This window comes from Vibrio sp. ER1A (assembly GCF_000733315.1).
Taxonomy (GTDB): domain Bacteria; phylum Pseudomonadota; class Gammaproteobacteria; order Enterobacterales; family Vibrionaceae; genus Vibrio; species Vibrio mediterranei.
In genome coordinates this window covers 1-22647 of the sequence record NZ_JPJA01000099.1, presented here as the reverse complement: position 1 = coordinate 22647, position 22647 = coordinate 1, and the positions used below count along the sequence as shown (strand labels likewise).

The following is a 22647-nucleotide window of genomic DNA, read 5'->3' as shown; positions in this document are numbered from 1 at the left end:
TGTCGAGTAGACGACACTTGTTACCAAGTGTCGTCCCTCTAAGAACCCAGCGTGCAACTTTCACCGCACTAGGCTCAAGCCTTCACGAAGGCACCGATTGGCACCCAGCAACTTATAAAGCAGTGAGAGCAGGCTCATGCCAAGAGTTACGGCATTGCTTCTTTGATTTTCTCTTAGCCAAGTATTCTTGGTATTGAGGATCAAAAGGCGTAGCGGCACTCCTGATTTTCACATGTCTCTCTATTGGCACTTTAGCTATTTGAAACAGATTGAACTGGCAATCCATGTTCATAATCTTCTGCCAACCGTGAAATTGCCATTGACCTTGACGGTTGATGAAGTATTTAAGGGCTATCCAAGTTCTAGATTTTGTTGGATGACGCCTTTTAGCCCAGTGCCACAATGTATGGAATAGCTTGTGACCTACATATCCGAATACCTGTTTAGCCACGCAGTGTCGATAGTAATTCGACCAGCCCCGTAGTTTCGGATTTATCAATTTGATTAAATCGTTAACGGGGATAGTTGCGTGCTTTTTGATGAGTTCGCGCAAGTTACTCAAGAACAACAGAGTGTTGGATTTGCTCGGTTTAATGAGCAATTTTCCTTTGTACTTCCTATGGTTAAACCCTAGAAAATCAAAACCACGACTGATATGGGTAATGTGCGTTTTCTCTTCGGAGAGTGTTAAGCCTCTTGCTGCTAAGAAATCAGCAATCAACGGTTTGATATCGTTCTCCAGCACTTCCTTTGAAGCACAGGTGACGACGAAGTCGTCGGCGTATCCAATAAAGTTGGCTCTAGCACCCTTTTTAAGTGCGGTAGACTTTATGCGCTGCTCCAGACCTGCAAGAGTCATTAACATCAAGGTGGGGGATATAACTCCGCCTTGAGGTGTTCCTTCATCAGTACGATAGAACAGCCCTTTGTCCATAAAGCCAGACTTTAACCATTGTTCCAACATTCGTTTATCTACGGCAATGTTATTCATTAGCCATTGATGTCCAATCTTATCGAAACAGGCTTTGATGTCTCCCTCAAGAACCCATTGCGCGGATTTCTTCTGACTTAAACAGATGAAACACTGAGCAATTGCGTCAGCAGTACTTCTATTGGGTCTAAAACCGTAGCTATTGGGATCGGCAAGTGTTTCTGACACAGGCTCCAGTGCAAGAAGATGAAGTGCTTGCTGCGCTCTATCGACCATACACGGGATGCCAAGTGGTCTGAGCTTGCCGTTTTTCTTGGGGATGTAGATACGTTTGAGCGGTTTGGCTTGATAAGCTTTTCTGCTCAATTGATTGACTGCTTTCATGCGGCGCGTATCTGTGTTCCAGATGACGCCGTCAATTCCAGGCGTTTTACTGCCTTTATTTTGTGATACTCGCTTAACAGCAAGAAGCTTTGCTGAGCGCGAGTGAGTCAGTATCCACTGCAACGCTTTCGCTTTGCCGTGTTTACCTTCTCGTGTTGCCTTTGCAATACGCATCTGAAGCTTTAAAACATGGGACTCAATAGCTTTCCAGTTTATGGACTGCCACTGAACACAGTCAGGAGAGGCACTAATCTCTTTTGAAATCATCATTTGCGTTTCTCCTTGAATAAAGTTCTTCAAATTCTCTTGCAACGGAAGACCAGTCGGAAGTCAGCTCACTTTCGTGCCAGATAGGTATCTGTATCCGCATCGTTACAATGCAGCCTTCGCTTTTTCCAACATCCTCTACCTGCATCACTGTCGGTCGCAGAGACTTTCCCAGAGGGAGTGATACAGGCTTACCGTGTTCCGTATGTCGCGCGATGTCAGTGTAGATGCCCGCTATAGTGCGGAGAGTTCAACGATCACGAAAGAGCATGGGGCAATCTCTTTCCGACTCTCATGCCTTTTTGGCCACAGCGTATTAACCACTTCCGCTGATTCATCATATAACGCACCTTATGCGGATTCACTTATGTTCATCATGCTGACTACCTAGCACTCACCCGATTGTGGTTATCAGGAGGATCGTCCTCTCGCGATTTAGATCCCGACTGGTGCATGACCAGCCTTCGTTACATTGTCAGACTCGCTACTTTATTCAGAGTCCTAGGTTCATCTGGTGATACAGATGGTTCACTCGTTGAGCGGTGAACAGCGCTTCATACGACTTCACGTCGCACGCCCCATTCTTTGTTTGCGCCGATGACTGAACTACATCTGCAATCTATTTTACAATACATAAACTAATGGTTAGGCAAAAGAAAAGACCCAGCTCCTTTTCTTTCTTCGCTCTAAGTAGGCAGCGTATTTAGATAGTCCTGTCTAACGAATTCATAAATCGCGAAAAGCTTCTGATATCATCAAGCTCAAAATCTGATATGTGTGGATACCCCAACTTGGACAAAACGCGCACATAACCATCGATAAAATAGACTAGAACGCTACACATAAACAGGTAGTTTATTTGGTTGCGCTTAATCTCTTCGGTCGGGTGAGCCTTATGAGCAGTATTTACCTGCATTAATGAGTCGAAACCAGTGTGGGTATGGGAAGACCAAAACGAATATTTGTCACATACAAAAGTTGGGATGCCCAACTGCTGGCCTAACTCATGCCAACCACAAGGTTTCCATTCGTTTTTTCTCGATGCTTTGAAGCGATTAAGTTTAAGGCGCGAGGATAGCTCATCAATAATCTGTTGTTCTTCCTGAATTTTCGCTTCTAATTCTGGCGTTCCAACGATAGTTTTGTTCTTAGCCCTGTTCTTGTAACCGAGCAACGTATACCAATCAAGACGGTCTTTATCTAGTTCATCACCAAAATAGTGATAAGCAATAGTTACCAAGTTTTCATATGATACTCGTAAAAGTGCTATCACGCTTGAAGTATCATAGTAAGTGAACCCGTGTTCTACATGGTTTAGGTCTAGCTCGCTAATCATCAGCATTTCAGTAGTATTGAGATGCTTCAAAAACTTAATAGCTGCAACATTCATGAAGTAGTAATTATCATCGGCTTCGTTGATAAACTCGAAACCAGATTCAAAAATGTTACACGCAGTTCGATAAAACAATGCGTAGTCATCACTGCCAACCACCAAGTTTCTCCCGCTCATCAGGTCATATGCAGTTACATACAATAGCCCTATGAAGAATGACCGTCAATCGCCGCAAATAATTGTTATTTAAATTCTTATTTGTTTTGTGTTATTTCACAACTAACGATTGCATTACCAACTTGTAGTTACTTGATCGGCGTTGGGAACAGTAGTCTCCAGCTCAGTACTTGCCGAGTTGATCTACCTCGGAACTGCCCCTTTTCTTGTTAAAGCACTTACTCAGTGGCAGATTGTGCCACTGGAATCTCAGTACTTTTCCTCATGGCTGGCGGTTGGGAGGCAGTGCCAGAAAACTCCCAAGTCCTTCCATCCATTAACATTTCCAGTCAGAAATTAAGCCTGCATAATCATGCAAGCTTACTTGAAGCAACAAAGTACTAATGTACATAACTTAGATAACTCGACCGGAATGCATCTACCCTTCTAACATCTTTTCCTTACTTGTAGTGCAAAACGCAGAACAACTGTGTGTGATCTTTCACTCATTTATTTACTAAAAGATAGTTTCTCTGTAATTGTGGTCACATTTTCACCACCTTATATTTGCCACATAAATTTCTATTATAGATATTACTATTATAGAAATCGGAGGTAAGTATGATAATTGAAGGTGCTTCGGAACCACGTGAATTGAAAACGGAAAGCCTGACTGTGGACCTGGTAGTTGTCGGCGGTGGACTGTCTGGAGTTTGCGCAGCTATTGCAGCCGCTCGTAATGGAATGAAGGTCGTGCTCTTACAAGACAGGCCGGTTCTGGGAGGTAACGCTTCAAGTGAAGTGCGTTTGTGGATATTGGGTGCAACATCTCACGGTGGAAACAATAACCGCTGGGCAAGAGAAGGTGGCATTATTAATGAGCTACTGCTCGAAAATCAGTTCCGCAATCCGGGAGGCAATCCCGTTATCTTTGATTCGATTTTGCAAGATTGGGTAACAAGAGAATCCAATCTCAAGGTAATTCTCAATAGCTCTGTGTTCCATGCAGATACAGTTGATAACCATATCCAGTCAGTTCATGCGTTTAACTCTCAGAACAGCACTATGTATCAGGTCTCTGGTAAGTTCTTTGTGGATTCGAGCGGTGACGGTGTTCTTACTCATTTGTCGGGAGCTGCTTATCGAATGGGAGCAGAAGAAGCGGAGGAATTTAACGAGCCAATGGCCCCGGGCGATGATTACGGAAAGCTATTAGGTCACTCACTTTATTTCTATTCAAAAGATGTAGGCAAACCCGTTGATTACGTTGCTCCTGATTTTGCACTCAAAGATATTCCTTCTTTAATTCCACGCTATAAGAGCTTTAACGCGACAGATCAGGGCTGTTCGTTGTGGTGGATTGAATGGGGCGGACGCCTAGATACTATTCACGAGTCGGAAGATATAAAAACAGAACTACAAAAAGTAGTTTATGGCGTTTGGAACTACATCAAAAATTCAGGTGAATTCCCAGAAGCTGCTAATTTAGCCCTTGAGTGGGTTGGAACTATTCCGGGTAAACGTGAAAGCCGCCGTGCTGAAGGTGACTATATACTGAGACAGCGAGACATTGTTGAGCAGGTAGAACATGACGATAATGTCGCTCATGGTGGCTGGTCTATTGATCTCCACCCAGCAGATGGAGTGTACGGAGCTCAAGGAGGTTGTAACCAGTACCATGCTAAGGGCGTGTTTGGCATCCCTTACCGCTGCATGTATAGCAGAAACATCAGTAACCTCTTTATCAACGGCCGCTTATTGTCTGCTTCCCACGTTGCTTTTGGCAGCACTCGCGTGATGGCGACTTCAGCGGCGATAGGGCAAGTAATAGGTACCGCTGCTTCCGTTTGTGTTGAGAACGGATTAGCTCCTCGTGACCTGCTTGAACCCCACAGATTAAATCACTTAAAGCAGAGGCTATCATCTGCAGGCCATTATGTACCGAAGTTCAATGCGCTTGAACGCGAAAACTATGCAACTAAAGCAGATATAAAGGTTTCAAGTGAGCTATCTCTGCAATCATCTCCTCACAACGGTGAATGGAAAAAGCTGCAAGACAGCTATGCCCAGCTCATTCCACTATACGCAAATCAAAAAACGGTAATGACTGTGCCGGTAAAAGTCAGTAGTCCGACCGAACTTCGTGTTGAGATTCGCAAGTCAGAGAAAGCAGAGAATCATACTCCAGAGGTGTTGGTTGAGTGGCACAGCTTTTTACTCACTGAAGATGACTCAGAAGTGTCTATCCCATTTAGTCAGGGAGAAGAAGCGCAGTACATGTTTGTGTGCTTTATGCAAAACGAATTTGTTCAGATTGGTCTTTCTGATTTACTACTAACGGGCCTGATGTCAGTTAAACAAGGTGGGTTAGCGAAAGTAAGCACAACAGCCAGACAGGAAGCACCAGAGGGTTTAGGAGTCGACAGCTTTGATTTCTGGGTGCCAGAGCGCCGACCGGAAGGCAAAAATATCGCTTTTGAGATGACAACCCCTCTATTTAAGTACTCTAAGCAGAACCTAATATCAGGTGCCACTCGCCCTACATCCATGCCGAACGCGTGGGCAGCTGATATCGATGACATATCTCCGACAATCACATTAGATTGGCCTGAGGGTGAAGGAGTTTTGGCCAACAATCTAACTCTCTTCTTAGATTGTGATTATGACCATCCTTTAGAGAGTGTTCAGTATCTCCATAACGATCGAGTTATGCCACACTTGGTACATCAGTGTGAAGTGGTATGTGATGACTCGGTAATAACAAACGTGAAAGATAATCGCCAAGGTGTAATTAGCGTGAGCTTACCCGCTGGACGAGTGATAAACAGGTTGTCTATTAAGTTAACCAATTCACAAGGCCATCCGGTTTCCGTACTTGGTATCCGTGTGCAATAACGTGCCTCTACAAATAATAAAGGAATGACAATGAAAAACATGAAAAGTCTTGTTGCTTCGCTGACCCTCGCAGCGACGGCCTTTGGAACGGTCGCTGCAGAGAAAGAAATTACTTTCCTTAACTGGGTTACAGCTGAGCCTAGTAACCAACCTGTTGTACAAGGATTGATTGACCAAACAGGTGTTCCGGTGAAAGTTCTATCAAGCTCCTGGGGTGATATGCAGAAAAACGTATTCCTGCGTGTCAGAACAAAACAGAACCTGGATGTTTATCAAAGTTCTGCGAAATGGTTACCGACCTTTGCGCAGTTACCAAATTTGGTCGACTTTAATGAGGTGTACGGAAAAGAGTATCTGGAATCTATCATTTCTCCTGCGGTACTTGCTGCCGGTCAGTTTAAAGGCAAGCAGTACGGAATGCCGTGGAACACAGGTTCTATCGGTCTTGTTTCAAATAAGGCCGTACTTAACGGCGCGGGTGTTACAGACAGTCCTAAAACCATCAGTGAATTTGTAGCTGCCCTGGAGAAAGTTAAAGCCAGTAATCCTCAAAGTACACCTTATGCAATGATGACAAAAGGCAACAATCTGATTTCAAGCGACTTCCAGCTATGGCTTTGGGCTCATGGTGGCAGTATTTTTGATGACAACGAAAAGCTGACTATCAATTCAGATGCAACAGTTCAGACGCTTAACTTTATGAAAGATCTTATCGATAAGGACTTAGCTTCTCTGGATACCGACCGCGGTGCAGCTCGTCGTATGTTCGGACAAGGCAACGCGGCGTTCTACTTTGATGCTCCGGTTGCTCGTGGGTTTGCGCGAGATTTTAGTGGCCAGGGTGCAGATTACGACAAGTTTGTTTATCCGATAGAAGTGCCAGTAGTTAAGGAAGGTTTAACTCCACACTCTATGGAGTGGGGTCATCTACTGATCATGCTTAAAACCGATGCTGCTAAGAAAGACGGCAAAATCAGCAAAGACAGTGCTTCTGCTAAGTTTGTATCAGGCTTGACGATGAATGATAACGTGCAGCTTGACTACTTCACGTCGTCAGGTGCAATTCCAGTGACAGAAAGCGCTCGTAACAACCCTAAAGTCACCAAAGAGCAGTTCATCGTTGACTGGAACAACTCTCTGGGGCTACCGAAGCGTAATGAACTGTCTCCTCTGAAGAATAGCTCGAACTACATTGCAGTAGTGAGTGAAGAAGTTCAGTCAGTCATTCTGGGTAAGAAAGACGCTAAAACAGCAGCTGCTGATATGGAATCTCGTATTCAGCGCCTGATGAAATAAGGGGTCACCATGGATGTGGTTTCACAAAAACAGATAAAGATGAGTGAAAATATGAGTCGCAGACGGGGCAGTTTAAAGAAAGGAGACAGGCGGTTTGCATACCTGATTCTGATTCCTGCGATGACAGCTTTTCTGGTCATGGTGGCTTATCCGTTTGTTGATGCCATGTCCATGGCATTCTATCAGTACACCATTTATGACATGGAGCCGACCTTTATTGGCTTCGACAACTTTATCACCATTTTGACAGACCCGTATGTACTGGGCTCATGGGTAACAACGGCTATATTTGTAGTCGGAACTACCTTGCTGACGATGTTTTTAGGGTTGGCGTGGGCGCTTCTGATGTACCAGGACTTTAAAGGTCGCGGCGTGCTCAGAACCATGACGCTATTACCGTGGATTCTTCCAAGTACTGTTAGTGCATTTATCTGGGCATGGATGCTAAATGGTAAATACGGCATTGTGAACGTGATGCTGATGGGGACGGGGTTAACGGACTCTCCAATCCAGTTTTTGTCAGAAGATATGGGCGCGATGGCTGCGGTTATCCTGACCCGTGCATGGATATCGATACCGCTGTTTATGTCTTTCTTCCTGGCAGGTTTGCAAGGAATGGACTATCAGCAGATTGAAGCTGCGAGGATAGATGGTGCCGGTAACTTAAGAATCGTGAAAAGGCTTATATTGCCTCATCTAAAACCGGTGTTCCTTGTCACGGGTGCTTTAGGGATGATTGGTAACTTACAGCAGTTCGACATTATCTATGCCTTGACAGGGGGAGGACCAGTACGCGCTACATCGGTTCTTTCTATCGAGGTATTCCGTCAGGCGTTTGAGAATTGGGATCTGGGCATGGCGTCAGCAATTGGTGTGCTCTGGGTGTTTACTTTAATGCCTATTGTTGTCTTCTATTTACGTAGTCTGTTTAAGGAGGACTAACGCATGTTTGAGTTACGCTCCTGGAAAGCAAAAGTCGGCTTTGTCGCTATGTTAATCACCATTGCTTTCTTTCTGTTTTTTCCGGTGTATTGGGCCTTTATCAGTGCTTTCAAAGGAAATCAGGAACTCTATCGTTTAGATCCGACTTTGATACCGTTGGATATCTATTGGGGGCATTTCGTGTCTGCAGTTGTCGATGGCAACATCCTGCTTCAGCTGAAGAATAGCCTTTTGACTTCAACGTCTTCAGCATTGCTAAATGCAACGTTGGCAGCATTAGCCGGATATAGCTTTGCCAAGTTTGAATATCCAGCTAAAAAGCCGTTGATGCTTTTAATACTTTCGGCACAAATGTTCCCGTTTGGTGTGTTGTTGATAAGTATTTATCCAATGTTACAGGCTGTAAATCTGCTGGATACCAAATTGGGCTTAACAATTTCATATATTGTTTTTGCTCTGCCTGTGAGTACCTATATGATGTACAGCTACTTCAAGCAAGTTCCTAACGAGTTAATTGAAGCAGCCAAAGTAGATGGTGCAAGCAATATGAAGATTTTCCGACGTATTGTTATGCCTATTTCCTTCCCGGCATTTATCACTGTAACGCTATACGCATTTATGTGGTCCTGGAATGATCTACTTTATTCAATGACGCTAGTTACCTCGGAAGAGAACAGAACAATTGGCCCTGGTTTGTTGCTTCGTTATATCAACGAGAACAACGCCGACTGGGGTGGTGCAATGGCGGCATCATTTTTAGCTGCGGCACCTGTTGTCCTGGTATTTGCTGTTTTGCAAAAACAGTTTATCGGTGGTGTTACATCCGGTGCAGTGAAATAAGGAGTGTATTTTGTCTTCGCAACCTAATCAGAGCTTAATAGATGGTATTCGTTGTTTTCAGGAACTGACGACCAGTGATCGACCTTTGGGCAACAAAGAGTTAGCCGAAAAGCTCGATATCAATATGGTCAAGGTTAATCGACTGCTTAGAACATTAAAATCTATAGGGATGGCGGAGCAAGATTCTCAGAAGAAATATATGCCAGGACCGGCAGTACACCTATTAGCAGCTCAGAGCTTTCATAGTTCTGCGCTGTTCAGAGCCGCGACAAATGTAGCAATAAATACCAGCTACGATGATCGCACTCTGGCGATAGGTGTACTTTGGAACGATTCAGTGGTGTTTATGTATCACGCAACAGCCGAGCAGAATCCTGCTCAGGGGCTAGGTGGTTACCATATTTACCATGTGTCTCAATCTTCCATCGGTCAGGTGCTTTTGGCTGAGTTTAGTGATGAAGAAATTCAAGAAAGAATTGCTCACTGGGAGCCAGACCAAAAGGCAGAAATATTAAGCAGAGTCGATGAAATACGTCGGGGTGGCTATGTATGTCACTACGATGATGTCGGCATAATTAACAATATAGGCAGTGTTTTCTCGGTTGGAGGCGCTAAAGCGGGTATCGCTTTTACAGACTTCCATATCTCTTCGGAGGACCTGGAAATCTACGTAGATCAGTTAAGAACACTGATCGATGCGATAGAGAAGCATGCTTGAAGTAGGCACGGAGATTAGCAATGGCTGATGTACGTTTAAAATCAGTAGTAAAGCGTTATGGTCAAACTCAGACGATACACGGTGTTGACCTTAATATTAGAAATGGTGAGTTCGTTGTATTTGTAGGCCCGTCGGGCTGTGGTAAGTCCACATTATTGAGAATGATCGCGGGATTAGAGGAGGTCACCGAAGGCGACATCTTTATTGACAATCAGTGTGTGACTGATGCGCAGCCAAGTGAACGTGGTATCGCAATGGTATTCCAATCTTATGCGCTATATCCACATATGACTGTACGCGAGAATATGAGCTTTGGACTAGAGGTTGCGGGAGAGTCTAAAGAGAATATTGAGCTAAGAGTGAATGAAGCAGCATCTATCCTCAAGTTAGGTGAACTATTGGATAGAAAGCCTAAACAGTTATCCGGTGGTCAAAGGCAACGAGTGGCGATTGGCCGCACGATTGTAAGAAAACCTAAGGTGTTTTTGTTTGATGAACCCCTATCAAATCTGGATGCTGAGCTTCGCGTACAGATGCGGATTGAGATCTCCAAGTTGCACGAAAATCTGGGTAACACCATGATATACGTGACTCACGATCAAGTAGAAGCCATGACCATGGCAGACAAAATTGTTGTGCTAAAAGATGGTCGGGTAGAGCAGGTGGGCTCGCCACTGGAGCTCTATCACAAACCAGACAACAAATTTGTTGCCGGGTTTATAGGTTCACCAAAAATGAATTTCGTGCCAGTAGAGGTAACCAAAAGTAGCTCTGAAAGCGTTACTCTGGAGCTACCGGGTTCTGAAGAAATTACGGTTGATTTTGACGGAACGTTAGTTTCTGAAGGTCAAAAGCTAGAGCTCGGTATCCGACCAGAGCACTTTTTCACAGGTAAAGGCGGTGATGTTGAAATCGATCTATGCGCCGATGTTGTAGAGAAGCTAGGTGGCACTACCTACGTGTACGGGGATCTCGATTCAACCCAGATGATCATTGAAGTGGATGGTGAAGAGCAAATCAAAAAAGGTAGCTTAACTAAATTCAGCTTTAATAAAGATCGTATACATCTGTTTTTGAAGGATGAGTCTGCATTACCGAGACATGTAAAGGCGGAGTATGTAGAAGAGGTTGTGAGCTAACATTGATAGAATCAATTAAATCACCCTAACTCAATTAGATCGTATTAAACCACCGCCTCTGGCGGTGTTATTTAATAAGACTTCGTCTTTCCGACATACAGCAATATGTGATGTGTATGTTTCGAAATTGGTGTCAGCTAATTTTGGCAAGATATCTATGTTTACATATTCTGCACAAAATTTTGCATAAAGTGAATATGATACATCAGATCGAGGATGCACATTTTTGTCCAATTCCTTGCACGGACGGCACCGTATCAAACGATGCCACTAAGGTTTTTGTAATATCAAAAGTTATCCGTGAATAGCTAATTTAGCAAAGGCGCTGACAAACTTCTGCCCAAAACTTTGCTGACGGAGTAGTACAACGTAGCGCGGTTCTGCCCCGAAATATCCCAGCGAAGCTTAAGGTTTGTTTGTAGCAGTCATCGCAATAATATTCTTTGGAAATACTTCACATTCTACTTCCGAACGGTAATCTTTTGCTACTTGGGTAACAACTTCATTGATATGCGAATACTGTTTTGAGAAAGGAGGCCAATAGTCTCCAAAACCAAGAGCATCGTTTATAACCAAAACTTGTCCATCGCATTTGGTTCCTGCGCCAATTCCAATAGTTGGGATTGGGAGCTCATTTGTAATTTGGCACGCGAGTTCATGAGGAATATGCTCAAGAACCAGCATAAAGGCTCCTGCCTCATGAATTTTTTTAGCATCATGTTTGACTCTCTCTGCTTCGATGGTAGTGTCACCTACCTTTCTAAAGCTTTTTGCTGTTTGAGGAGTTAGTCCTGTATGGCCGACCACTGGAACATCGTTTGCCACCAAATGAGAGATTACCTCAACCTTGGCTCCCTCTAACTTAATACTGTCAGCACCAGCACTAAGTAAACGCTTCGCATTGCTCAAGGCGGTATCTGGATCTTTATCGGTTAGTGTCAAAAGTTCCACCTTTGGCGTTTTGATATTCTCCTGTCTTTATTAGACTTAAACCTAGACACATCAATGGATCCAGTCTAATCCCTCAAGATCTAGTCTAATCCAGCTTATATGTCATCCTTAGTACTTTCCTACATGTGCTTGACCAAACGGTCTTGGTGGCGCGGTGATGCCTTGCGCAGACAGTTCGTTGGACAAGGGATTGGATGTGCTGGCTGCGACGCCGTTTGAAATGATGTCAAGGATTTGGTTGGATGAAGACGTTTGCACGTTGGTGGCATTGAGGTTCTGCTCGTATTCTTCTGCTTTTAATGGATCAAGCGGAAACCCTTCCAAAAAGACAATGTTGACCACCGCTCCTGGGTTGATTTCGACAATGGGGTGATACATTTCTGCGAGACCGATGTAGTAGTCGGAGAGCTTTGAACCGACGCTGGAGGTCGCATTACCCAGCAGGTTTAATCCTGCATTTTCTGCCGATAACGTTTGAGTTGAACCCAAGGCTGAGGTTGAGGTGGTTTGAGAAAGTGCGGCGCCTGTTTGGCCAATGCCAGTCAGAATGCCGGCAACGCCAGCCATTTGCACGATTTCGCCATTTTTCAAAATGGTGGTACCACGAATACCGTTGCGCCCAAAATTAAAGGCGGTGGCTTTAACTGGGACATCTAAGATTTCACCGTTGTCAAGGATACAGCTCATTCGGTTAGTACGTACAATGCCACGGCTGGAGGAGATTTCTCCATACGCCGATGCGGTGATGGTGCAATCGTTTAATTGTGATGATTTTCCATTGGGCAGCACGCCGTCATTCACAGTTTGAAAGACCATAGGGGTGGTGTCCCCTTGTCCCAAGACGCCAGCATTGGTGTCAGCGCCTCCCGTCACCACGGCGGTGACAAAAGTGCCCGTCGGGACGTAGTTCTCTATGGTGCGGCGGTAGGTGTCTTCATCACGGTCCCAGTTAAAGGTGAAGCTGTGAAATGCTTCGGTGCGAAACGCGGGAGATTGCGACGGCGAATAACTCATCTCTTTGATATTAGGATTATCATTTGAGAGAGGAGTGGGTCTGGGTGGCAGCTTTTGGGCACCAAAGGTTTCGCTTTGATTGACGGTGTCATACTGTGGCTGAGCATGAGAGACCACCGTGGCCTGTGTTTCTTGACGGGATTGTAGTTGGGTTTCTAACTGGTCGATTTGAGCTTGGAGCGCACGTTCCTTGTCTTGTGTCTCTTCTCGTACTTTTTGTTCCACCAATCTCGCCGTCTCTTTTTGCGCTTTTTCAATTTGAGATTGCGTCCTGTCTTGAAGGCTTGCTAGCGTTTTCTCAAGGGTTGTCATGGCCGTTTTCATGTCTGCTAAGGTCTGTTGTTGGGCAGAGAGGGCGGATTGGTTGTCTTTTTCAGTGAAGTCGGCCTCAATGATGTTGCCAAACTCTTGTGGTGGTTGGATAGACGGTGTGGACGTCGGTTTTTTTGTTACCCAGTAAATACCGACCATGGCTAACGTCAGCAGAGTTAATGCCACCGTGGTGATGATTTTATTGCGAGATTGAGTGTGAGTATTGATCTCCCCACCTTGCTCAAACTCCCCTTCTGCATCGCGAAATAGGCGTTGTTTGATTTTATCGAACATCTTGCGCGCCTCCTCCCGTCACCACATAAAGATGTGTCTGTGCGCCAGGTTTCAGTTCAACCTCATCCAGCGATGCGCTTCGAGCGGCGTAGCTGTAAAACTGCGCTGTCGTGAGCGTGATGGGTTGGTCACTGGCGTTTTTCACCAAGTAGATGATGCCGGAGTAGTCTTTACCAACAAACACGGTTTGAGGGATCACCGGCATTGGTGAGGTGTCTTTGGGTAGCGTGTTGGGATCCACAGGGTGTACGCTAAACCCAGAGATTGGTGTGCGATCGCGTTGCCAGAGCATCATAGATTTGGTGAACGCGGCGATGGCTGAAGGGTAGTCAAAATGGCGCTCAAAGACGCTTGGCTCATCAAGATAACGCTGGCTAGGCACAAATTCAGTGACAATCGCCGGTGTTTTTTGGGGAGTGATAAAAAGTGCGAAAACACGACCTTTTTGAGTGAGAACGTGGGCGGTAAACGGGATGGCCAAATTGATTTTCATCGAAATAGAGCCGGTTTTATCTTGAGGATTGCCAGTGGCGGTACAAAAACCATCGGGGCAGACGAGGTTAATAATGTGGTCGCCTTTGACCATGAGTCGGTTGATGTTCAGCGACGATAAACTGATGGGGATGGTATCGCCATCGTTAAAGGGGAAGCTGGCTTTGGCGACATTATCCGCTAATGCCTCGGCACTCAGGCTAGCGAAAAGCAGTAGCATGAACCAAAAACGTAAGATCATGGGGTTACCTTTTTTCTGTGTGGGTGAGAGAAGGGCGTGAATTATTTCACGGTGGTTTCCTTGGTGATGCCAATCAGTTCAATGACGCCATTGTCATAGCCCATTTGAACGAGGTAAGTGATGGCTTCTGTGGGTAGTGTTCGGTCACCAACGGATTTTGTGACGTGCCCACGTTGTTTTACTTGTAATCGTTCCACCGAGACTTCGGTGCCTTCTGGGAGTGGATCAAAGTGACTGGCAATGTTGCCGTCTTGAATGGTTTGGGCTTCTTTGGCAAGTAAGGGCTGAATTTGAGGCCATTGTTTTGGAGGAACGTAATCCAGCAGCTTGCCATACTGACGAGAGACGTTGGCGGGCGTGACGTTCAACTTTAAGTACAAAAAGTAGTCCGCCATCATACTCAAATACGCACCGTCAACGTGACTGTCTGAAACGGTGAAGGATTTTGAAATGGTGGGTGGCACCAAGGTTCGACTTTTTTGTTGGATGGCGAAGGTGAGACCCACGCCAAGTATTACACTGACCACAATCATGGCCAGAAGGGCAAACACCAAGATCATATTCAATAGCTTACTCAGTGCGAGGGTGTCTTTTTTAAACGTGGCATCCATGGGGTATCTCCTTCTTATGAGAGCCAATAGCGCCGCTCTGATGCTGGAGTGCGTTTGAAGAAACGACGGTTAATTTGAGGGTTACCCCACCAATAGATGGAAAGGGCGATGATGTTGTGGCCATATTGCACCTTGATACGTCTTAGTAGCAGGAACCATGTGGCCGCAAGAATGAATCCGACAATTTGATGTTTGGCAATAAAGAACACGGCAAACAATATAAACGCTGGGAGTACTTCGTCTCTGGGCAACCCAACAATGCGTTTGCCGTGGTTAAGATGTTTAGGGATGCGGAAAAACAGAGTTGGGTCTTCCATGTCATTCTCCTTATGGTTTACGCCAGTCCGACAAGAGGTTTAACCACTTCCCAGAAAATCATGCCAGCCGTAAAACCCCCGACGGCGCCCATCCAGTTTCGAGTCATGAAACCACCGGCTGCAGCGCCAATAGCACCGACAGCTAAAATACCATTTTCAACCGCCGAGCCGTCGCCAGCCGTTTCTTTGATGGTGGTTTTGGCCCCACTGAATAAATCTGCGGCGAAAGCAGGGTGCAATATCGTGAGTGTTATTAGAAAGGCGCTGAAAACGAGCGCGTTTTTATAAGAGGATGAGGTGTTTTTCATCGTAGTTTCCTTGTGTTGTCCCGAGGTTTAGGGAGATATTGAGTGTAAAAAAGGGTGCCAATAGACAGTAAAGGCACCCGTAGAATCAGAGCGCAGAAGTGCGCTCTAGCATGGTTTCATCGCAGTTTCAGTCACGATTGAAATGGATAATATTGTTGCTCTGAGTGAGAGTTAGCGTGTCGCGTCGTGAAGTTGGGTAAAGGGGTGGTAAGGATAAATAGTATGGGCATCTTCGAAGCTCACGCTTTTGATTTTTCTTTCTTGCAATTTCATCAAATGATGGTGAGTTAATTGTCCTTTCTGAAAGTGGCAATAAAGGTGTTGGTGTTGAATTCGAGGTTGGCTGAGCAGTTCGCTTAACATTGAAAGCGTCTCAATGTGTATTAAATAAGCCATGATTTTCCTCGTCAGTATCAGATAGATTAGAGTAATGCTCGAAAGCATCTAAAAGATGTTTTCTTTTGATAAATCGAGTCCAAGAACGTTCTGTCAAATGACACTTTCGCTCTCTTTGGCGGTGTCGTTTTCGATGCCGACCACAGATTTTTAGGTTCGATAGCGTTATCTCTGGCGGTTCGGTTGTGCGTCGTAATTGTGGTGTGTGGATTTTGAGTACATCAAAAGTATTACTAAGACGAGAGGGAAACGTTCCATTTGGCGACTCTACCAATGCAGCAAATAGTGTGTTGGTTCTAATTTGGCCATAGTGTTGGACCTGTTTGATCGTCACATCAGAGATTAAGGTTTGGCCGAGGCATTGAGTAGGGTCTAGGACAGAGGTTTTTGCAAAGATAATTGCTAACATCATTGGCTCCTATTCATTTGGGAGTATTTCCTTTGTGCTTTAAAAAAAACACAAAGGAAAGAGCACTAATAAAGTGCTCGTTCCCCGTTATATGGGCTTGTGAGTACCTAACGGTGGAGACTCGTGGTGTACGCCTAGCTTGCCGACTAGGTGTCCTTGACATATTCCCGACCCTGACGGTATCGGCCAGCGCCTGTCCCTATCTCTTTTCAGATTGGCGCTCACATGCTCGTTATTTGGTTTAGGTTAGATTAAGGTCTATCCCAGCCCGCGAAGCCACGTCCTTTGACCATATTGTGTTTTTGATGTGCGCACATACAGCCCACGAACGACACATCAAAAACTAAAACTGTTTTTTATAGCGTCCAATCAGGGAAGCGTTTGAGGTGATCTTCTAGTCGAAGCTTCGCCTCTCGTTTTTTCGCTCGCTCTGAACGCTTAGCGGATTCGGTCAAAATTTGGTTTGCTTCTGCTGAAATATCAAAAGCGATGCCTGTTTCCGTATCCGAGCCCCGAGTAATGCGTTTGGATTTCAAATCTCTATACCGCCATTTACTTACGTTCTATTTATGAAACCATTCTAGAGACGTTACCAAGGGTTGTTTTGTCATTGGTCACTAGAATGCGGTTGTGCATCTAAGGGTTATAAACCTTAGTGCAATACTGTTCTTGTGATCAGTACTTGGCGGTATAATAAACGATTGAGCCTGTCATGTAAACTTAAGGTTATTTTTTTTGCATCAAAAAACCTTTGATTTTCGAAATGAAACCAAAAGGTTTTTGATAATGATGGAGAATAAGAAAGAATTGGTTATGATGAATTTATAAAATGAACTCGATTGCAGAGCGAATCAAACATTTAAGAAAACAGGCCAAATTAACCCAGAGAGAACTTGGTCGAAAGATTGGAGTAACACCAGTAACTATCTCAAAATGGGAGTTAGAGAGTGCGCACCCCAAATCCCATAGCTTATTGAAGTTATGTGAACTTTTTGGCGTGGATATTGAGTGGTTAACTTACGGTCGAAAGACAACAGTAAATTTTGGCATTCAGCATATGAGTAGTGATGAATTGCTGACAGTACCATATTTTGAGGATGTAGAAGCTGCAGCTGGTGAAGGGTGTGAAATTTTACAGGAACGTGCGGATTTAGACTTGGTAATACCTAAAAGCTTTTTTAGTACTAAGATTAGTAGTTCCTTGTTGGGACTGAAAGTTCGTGGTGATAGCATGGAGCCAGAGTTCAAAGACGGTTCAATTATATGTATAGATATAGATAATACTAGGGCAATTGATGGAAGAACCTATGTGGTAAACCATGAAGGTATGTTGAGAGTAAAGTTTATAGAGAATACGCCTCAAGGCATACTATTAAGGAGCTTTAACCCTAACTACCAAGATAGACTGGTGCTTTCTCATGAGAAATTTTGTATTGTCGGTACGGTCGTATTACAACTTTCATTTTATTAACAAAACTTTTAGTTAATTTAGGGTGTGTGCTGGAAATTTTAGAAATCAAGTAGTAAAATGAGTGCAAGTTGAAAATGAAAAGTGCATTACATAGCACGCTACTACATAGTATTTTATGTAGTGTATTTTTTTCGATGAGAGTGTGTTGAGGGTGGTACCTTGACTAAATAGCATTCGCAAAAAAAGCGCCTATCCAGCAGAGGGCGCTTTTTTTGTATGTAAAAATCAAGGGCTTGATCTTTGTGATCATTTGAATTAGATTTGATAAATAGTCTCGGCCACCAACTGAGAACCATAATAATCTGCTGGAATCAAAATATGACTTTTCAAAACCAATGTATCAGTTTGATACATTCTAGACACAGAATCCGTTACTTAAGCCCTTCTAGACTCTCAGGATTGAGAGTTTCTAGCGCTTTGTGTGACAAGGATGTGTCTCATGGTCTTATCTGAAGATACTTGTCTAACCAAAGCTCAACAACGCAAGGTTTACGACAAGCAGTATCGAGCTTCCCGTAAGGCGCGTAAGCGCGAGCTGGTTGATATGCATCAAACGGTTCTTGATGCCGAACATGCTCGCAAGCCAGGTTCATCTGTCGAAATTGGCTTCAGAGCAAAGCGCATTAACCGTAGTGGAGAGTGTAAGAATCTTCCTTATGAGTATGCTTATATCCTTAAAGCTTGTGAAGAGTTCATTGATAACCCTAAACGTTTCCCGTCACTACAAACGAATGATGGCCAAGCGGTCAATAACATCCAGTGTCGTCGCTTGATTGCCAGAGTTATGGCCACAATGCTTCCTTATACGGATTTAATTGGTGGGCGTGTTGGTGAAGCCAACAAAGCTCACTTCGATACCATCAGTTATGATTTCCTCCAGGAAGAGCATGCGCTTCGTTTTGGCGAGTACATCTCACCTAAATCTTTTGCTAAGGCGATCAAGTATCTAGAGAACGCCGGCTACTTGCTTGCTGAACGCGTCAATGTGTGTGTCGATGCTATTGAAGGGACTTTCCGTAGTGCGGCTTCTTTTAAGCAATTTACGCAAGCATTCTTTGATGACTTAAAGGTGCAACGTTACCCAAACATCAATGAACTTATTAGAGCGACACGTGAACGCAAAATCAAACAAGGATTAAGCTTCAAGTGGATATCGAGCCAACGTATTCGTAATCGTGTCTGCGAGATATACAACGCGACAAAACTGAATACGGTGGCCGATTCACTCGCTCGTAGCTTCATGGACCTTAAACAGCAACCTCACCCCTACCAAGTTCCTATCTAATTTTTTCATTATATCCGCGTGAGCGGAGGCATTCGCACGCCTAAAGAAAATAAAAAGTGATATTGTCCGCAGTTTTATAGGACATATAACTAAGAGTTGGCCATAAGTCGGTACTCGATCTTTTAAAGAACGTTCAACAGCTTACTCTTTTCCAAAAAGGAGTGCAAAAAAGCAGAATAAAAAAATAGAACAAAGGATGGATGCACTCTTGGATACCTTCGGTAGTAAAACTTTCAGTATTAAAATCAAGATATTTATAAAGGTCGAGTGCTGCCTGCTATATGACGATAGTCATGTAGAGACAGTACTGACCCACCGAAACGAAGTGAAGGTTGCTCTTCGACCCTTAAAAAGAATAAAGAAGTATAAGGTTGTCGCTTACGCTCCACTAAAAGACAACGCGATTCGGTTAGATTTTCTACCGAAAATCATCGCGTAACGTTCGCTAGCATCGCGCCAAACTCTCCCTGTCTAACGCTCTTAACTAACGTGGACCGATACTGCTAAAACATCATTAAAACGTAACTACATCGACCACAAAAGCCGCTTCGCGGGTCTAGCAGGAAGAAGGGCAAATTTCATGCCGATATTTGAAAGTGGCAAAGTTGAGAGGATCTTTTTTGATCGAACTGATCAGGTCTTAATCAGTAGGCCCTCCGCCAGATGAAACGCAACACCTCACCCTCTAGGCAGCATTTAGGTGCTGCATAAATATATCGTAAGGTGAATAAAAACCTAAGCTCTCTCGACCGCGAGTATTCAAAATGTGTTCTATTCTCGCCAGCTCTTCATCACTCACGTCGTCAAAGTCAGTGCCTTTGGGCAAGAAGCGACGAATTAACCCATTTGTGTGTTCGTTCAGACCTCGCTCCCATGAACTATACGGTTTCGCAAAGTAAAAGTCTGCCCCTGTTATCTTAGCAATCTCCTCATGACCGGCAAACTCTGTTCCATTGTCCGACGTGATAGTCTTAAAGTCGTAGAACGTTGACCGATGAACGTCTTTAAATCCTTCTATGACGGCTTCCGCTGACTTGCTTTTCAGTCTTCTTATCGTCACCACTTTGCAAGCTTTATCGACAATTGTCAGTAGCTGAGATTTGTGATTTTTGCCCACGATAGTGTCAATCTCTACATGGCCGATTTCTGTTTTTTCATCGGCTATGGCAGGCCGTTCGCTGATATCCACTCGGTTCTTAATCGTTGAACGTACTGTCCCTGAACGCTTGTAGGGCTTGCCTCTACGAGGTAAATCTTTACGTAGCGACTCGCCTTGCTCTTCAAGGTGCTCGATGTAGCGATACAACGTATTCTCACTGACGTGAGTTTGATGTTTCAGAGCTAGCTCCCCACTGACGACGTTGGGAGAAGTATGATTGGCTAAGCTTTGCCTTAGGTAACCATCAACAAAAGAGTCTATGCTTTTGAAAGCCTTTGATTTGCTGGCTTCTGTTCTTCTCGCCTTAGCCAGTTTGTCGGCAGCGCGTGAACAATACAATCCATTAAACTCATCGGGAGTATTACGCTTCAGCTCCCTTGAAACTGCAGATGGGCTTCGTTCCAGTTCTCTGGCAATGGCTCTTATTGATACGTGTTGGGGTCTAAGGTGCAACGGAACGAAAAACTATGATAAGGGTTCGGCAGTGTCCCGTGCTACATCCCGCAATGGTCTCAGCTCTCCGTTTTTTACTTCTTTCGGAATGGTAAACGTGTACTTGCCATTCATATTTATGTGACTGAAAAGTAAAGGTAATGCTCGGCTTAAGTCGTCTGGATCGATCTTCATCCCTTCTTGTTGAAGTTGGTCAACCACTTGCTGCATGTACAAAGCATTCCAATAGACGATCACATTGAGCATAAGTCCCAAGGCTCCCAGTTGATCCTCCTGACCCTCTCTGTATTTCTGCCTTATTTCCCCACGACGTCCATGAAAAACCTCCCTGGCTAAATTATGTCTTCCTTCAACCCTATTTAGCTGCTTTAGAATCATACGCCTTTTTTCTATGTCATCGATGTAAGTTAAAAGATGAATAGTTTTGTCTATTCGTCCAATCTCAGCAATAGCCTTAGCTAAAGAGCTTTGATTACTGCCTGATTGTAAAACCCTCATCGCATCCCTGGCGGATAACTTACCCAACTGAAGAGAGCCAATAAAACGTAAGATATCTTCCCATTGGGGCGTAATCTTATTCAACCTGATCCGGTTGGTAGATACCGCATTAAGCTCTCCGTAATCTGCTTCAGGGTCAACTCTCCATAAACGTTGACCACCCAAATCAGCCAGCCTCGGACTAAATCGGTAGCCTAATAATCGGAACAAACCAAAAACAACATCACTGTAGGAACCTGTATCCGTCATAATTTCAGAAGGTTGAATATCTGTTTGTTGTTCAAGAACTAAAGCTAATAAGCTTAGGCTGTCTTTCAACGTTCCCGGTACGGGAATATCATTTAAACCAACTAACTTATCTGACAAGAGATTATTCCAAGTTACCCCTTTTCTTTGAGGAAAGTACTTGGGATTGGGACCTGCATAAAGCGTCTTTACGGCAACAATAAACCTCAATCCATCTGCAGCGGCCATCGTTCCATCTCCCCATGATTTGACAATCGGCAGTTCGTTATAAGCATTGACGAGTATGGTATTCGCTTTTGTGATCGTTTCATCTCGAATGTAGTTCTGGGATACCCATGATAGTCTATCTCTCTTTAAAGCTCTTACATCTGGCTGAATCAATGGTTCAAAGCCAGTATTGCAAGCTTCTGCCATAAGCACCGCGCATAAGCTAATATCAATATCGTCTGCTCTTGCTGATTTTTCGGAGATATGTGTCAGAGCTTCAGTGAAGTGTGTTCTGTTTGCCACTTCCAATATCAATTCCGGTAGCTCAATACGAGGCAGCCTTTTACTGAATAACTTTCTAAGATGTTCTAGAGAAGGCGGTTCTTCGTCTTTCTCCAACGGAGTGAGCTTGAGGCGTTCATCTTCTATCGTAATATCAGGATTTAAATGAAACCTTTGAGCGACAGCTCGGTAAGTGCTGTCCAGTTCAGACACTAAGTTTTGTAGTGTTGTTGCTGGATCCATTGAAATACCAAGCGCTCGACATACCATGGGCTTGCTTTGATGCCATTCGTCACCAGTTAGCAGATCTTTTTGAGGATCAGCATACCGCCAACTTGGTTCAATAAAAATATCTCGTCGTTTCAGCGCTTTAAGGACATTATCAACGGTACTAAAGGTATAGGCGTGAAAGTTAAAAGTCTGTCCATTTTTCCCCATAACTAAGGGCATCCATCGCTTACTCACAGACTCTAACGGCGCTGAACTTTTCACTTTCCTACGTACCATATTGGAAGACATCCAATCTAAAGCTTCTAATACTTGTTTGGCTCCTGCATTACCTTGAAATTGTACTTGAGCTAATAATTTAGGGAGGAATATACGGAGAGTTCGATACTTTTCGTCTAGTTCTTGGAAAAACACTTTATCGTGAGGGCGTGTTAGCTCTGTTACTTTACTGACGGCTCCTGAGATTTGTTGTGGTGAGAGCTGAGCAAAAATTGCCGCTCGAAGCTCACTTTCAGGCACCGAGTCATCAAGAACGAGCTGACCTAGCTTCGCTAGTTGTAAGGCCGCATCAT

At 44.2% G+C, this 22647-nt stretch carries 20 protein-coding genes; 8 read left to right on the top strand and 12 right to left on the bottom strand.

Going from position 1 to position 22647, the window contains the following annotated elements; genetic code table 11:
• Window positions 1–112: 112 nt before the first annotated feature.
• Window positions 113–1585 carry a group II intron reverse transcriptase/maturase gene (ltrA, locus tag HW45_RS27485; protein ID WP_038231277.1) on the bottom strand — a complete coding sequence of 491 codons (1473 nt, stop codon included), beginning with the start codon at window positions 1583–1585 and terminating at the stop codon, window positions 113–115.
• A 700-nt stretch (window positions 1586–2285) separates the two neighbouring features.
• Entirely contained in the window at window positions 2286–3074 is a 789-nt protein-coding gene (locus HW45_RS27480) for a DUF5677 domain-containing protein (protein WP_038231275.1), read from the bottom strand.
• Window positions 3075–3692: 618 nt separating this feature from the next.
• On the opposite strand from HW45_RS27480, the gene HW45_RS27475 reads away from it, so the two are divergent.
• Genes HW45_RS27475 through HW45_RS27450 form a run of 6 tightly spaced genes read left to right on the top strand, consistent with a single transcriptional unit; the run spans window position 3693 to window position 10901 of the window.
• Complete coding sequence (locus HW45_RS27475) at window positions 3693–5966, top strand: FAD-dependent oxidoreductase (RefSeq protein ID WP_038231272.1); 2274 nt, start codon at window positions 3693–3695, stop codon at window positions 5964–5966.
• A 30-nt stretch (window positions 5967–5996) separates the two neighbouring features.
• Window positions 5997–7262, top strand: a complete 1266-nt coding sequence (locus HW45_RS27470; protein ID WP_038231269.1) for an ABC transporter substrate-binding protein — start codon at window positions 5997–5999, stop codon at window positions 7260–7262.
• Between the two features lie 51 nt (window positions 7263–7313).
• Window positions 7314–8204 carry a carbohydrate ABC transporter permease gene (locus tag HW45_RS27465; RefSeq protein ID WP_160171238.1) on the top strand — a complete coding sequence of 297 codons (891 nt, stop codon included), beginning with the start codon at window positions 7314–7316 and terminating at the stop codon, window positions 8202–8204.
• A gap of 3 nt (window positions 8205–8207) precedes the next feature.
• Window positions 8208–9044 carry a carbohydrate ABC transporter permease gene (locus HW45_RS27460; protein WP_038231267.1) on the top strand — a complete coding sequence of 279 codons (837 nt, stop codon included), beginning with the start codon at window positions 8208–8210 and terminating at the stop codon, window positions 9042–9044.
• A 10-nt stretch (window positions 9045–9054) separates the two neighbouring features.
• Window positions 9055–9762 carry a helix-turn-helix domain-containing protein gene (locus HW45_RS27455; RefSeq protein WP_051868444.1) on the top strand — a complete coding sequence of 236 codons (708 nt, stop codon included), beginning with the start codon at window positions 9055–9057 and terminating at the stop codon, window positions 9760–9762.
• Between the two features lie 20 nt (window positions 9763–9782).
• Complete coding sequence (locus HW45_RS27450; protein WP_038231265.1) at window positions 9783–10901, top strand: ABC transporter ATP-binding protein; 1119 nt, start codon at window positions 9783–9785, stop codon at window positions 10899–10901.
• A 405-nt stretch (window positions 10902–11306) separates the two neighbouring features.
• On the opposite strand, the gene HW45_RS27445 is transcribed toward HW45_RS27450, so the two are convergent.
• From HW45_RS27445 to HW45_RS27410, 8 genes are all read right to left on the bottom strand, one after another.
• Window positions 11307–11843 (bottom strand): 3-methyl-2-oxobutanoate hydroxymethyltransferase, encoded by a 537-nt coding sequence (locus HW45_RS27445; protein ID WP_051868442.1) that lies wholly within the window; start codon window positions 11841–11843, stop codon window positions 11307–11309.
• Between the two features lie 117 nt (window positions 11844–11960).
• The gene (locus HW45_RS27440) at window positions 11961–13472 is read right to left on the bottom strand and encodes a TrbI/VirB10 family protein (protein WP_038231261.1); all 1512 of its coding nucleotides are present in this window, start codon (window positions 13470–13472) and stop codon (window positions 11961–11963) included.
• A complete protein-coding gene (gene traK, locus HW45_RS27435; RefSeq protein ID WP_051868439.1) occupies window positions 13462–14205 on the bottom strand; it encodes a type-F conjugative transfer system secretin TraK in 744 nt (247 codons plus the stop codon). The genes HW45_RS27440 and traK overlap by 11 nt, the downstream gene beginning before the upstream one ends.
• Before the next feature lie 41 nt (window positions 14206–14246).
• Window positions 14247–14816, bottom strand: a complete 570-nt coding sequence (gene traE, locus HW45_RS27430) for a type IV conjugative transfer system protein TraE (protein WP_038231258.1) — start codon at window positions 14814–14816, stop codon at window positions 14247–14249.
• A 14-nt stretch (window positions 14817–14830) separates the two neighbouring features.
• Window positions 14831–15133, bottom strand: coding sequence for a type IV conjugative transfer system protein TraL (traL, locus tag HW45_RS27425; RefSeq protein WP_038231255.1), 303 nt, complete (start codon window positions 15131–15133; stop codon window positions 14831–14833).
• Between the two features lie 17 nt (window positions 15134–15150).
• Window positions 15151–15441 (bottom strand): type IV conjugative transfer system pilin TraA, encoded by a 291-nt coding sequence (traA, locus tag HW45_RS27420; RefSeq protein WP_038231252.1) that lies wholly within the window; start codon window positions 15439–15441, stop codon window positions 15151–15153.
• 373 nt (window positions 15442–15814) lie between these two features.
• The gene (locus HW45_RS27415) at window positions 15815–16249 is read right to left on the bottom strand and encodes a hypothetical protein (RefSeq protein WP_152559730.1); all 435 of its coding nucleotides are present in this window, start codon (window positions 16247–16249) and stop codon (window positions 15815–15817) included.
• Between the two features lie 353 nt (window positions 16250–16602).
• Window positions 16603–16782 (bottom strand): TraY domain-containing protein, encoded by a 180-nt coding sequence (locus tag HW45_RS27410; protein WP_038231248.1) that lies wholly within the window; start codon window positions 16780–16782, stop codon window positions 16603–16605.
• Window positions 16783–17075: 293 nt separating this feature from the next.
• Here HW45_RS27410 and HW45_RS28530 point away from each other — a divergent pair, with 293 nt between their 5' ends.
• Together HW45_RS28530 and HW45_RS27400 are read left to right on the top strand one after the other, a co-directional pair.
• On the top strand, window positions 17076–17717 hold the full coding sequence (locus tag HW45_RS28530) for an XRE family transcriptional regulator (protein WP_051868437.1): 642 nt from the start codon (window positions 17076–17078) through the stop codon (window positions 17715–17717).
• Window positions 17718–18156: 439 nt separating this feature from the next.
• Window positions 18157–19002 carry a hypothetical protein gene (locus HW45_RS27400; RefSeq protein ID WP_051868436.1) on the top strand — a complete coding sequence of 282 codons (846 nt, stop codon included), beginning with the start codon at window positions 18157–18159 and terminating at the stop codon, window positions 19000–19002.
• A gap of 685 nt (window positions 19003–19687) precedes the next feature.
• Here the strand turns inward: HW45_RS27400 and HW45_RS27390 are convergent.
• A complete protein-coding gene (locus HW45_RS27390; RefSeq protein ID WP_081875918.1) occupies window positions 19688–20614 on the bottom strand; it encodes an IS30 family transposase in 927 nt (308 codons plus the stop codon).
• Window positions 20615–20626: 12 nt separating this feature from the next.
• Window positions 20627–22647, bottom strand: a 2021-nt coding sequence (locus HW45_RS27385; protein ID WP_038231243.1) for a Tn3 family transposase, incomplete at its 5' end; no start/stop codon positions are given.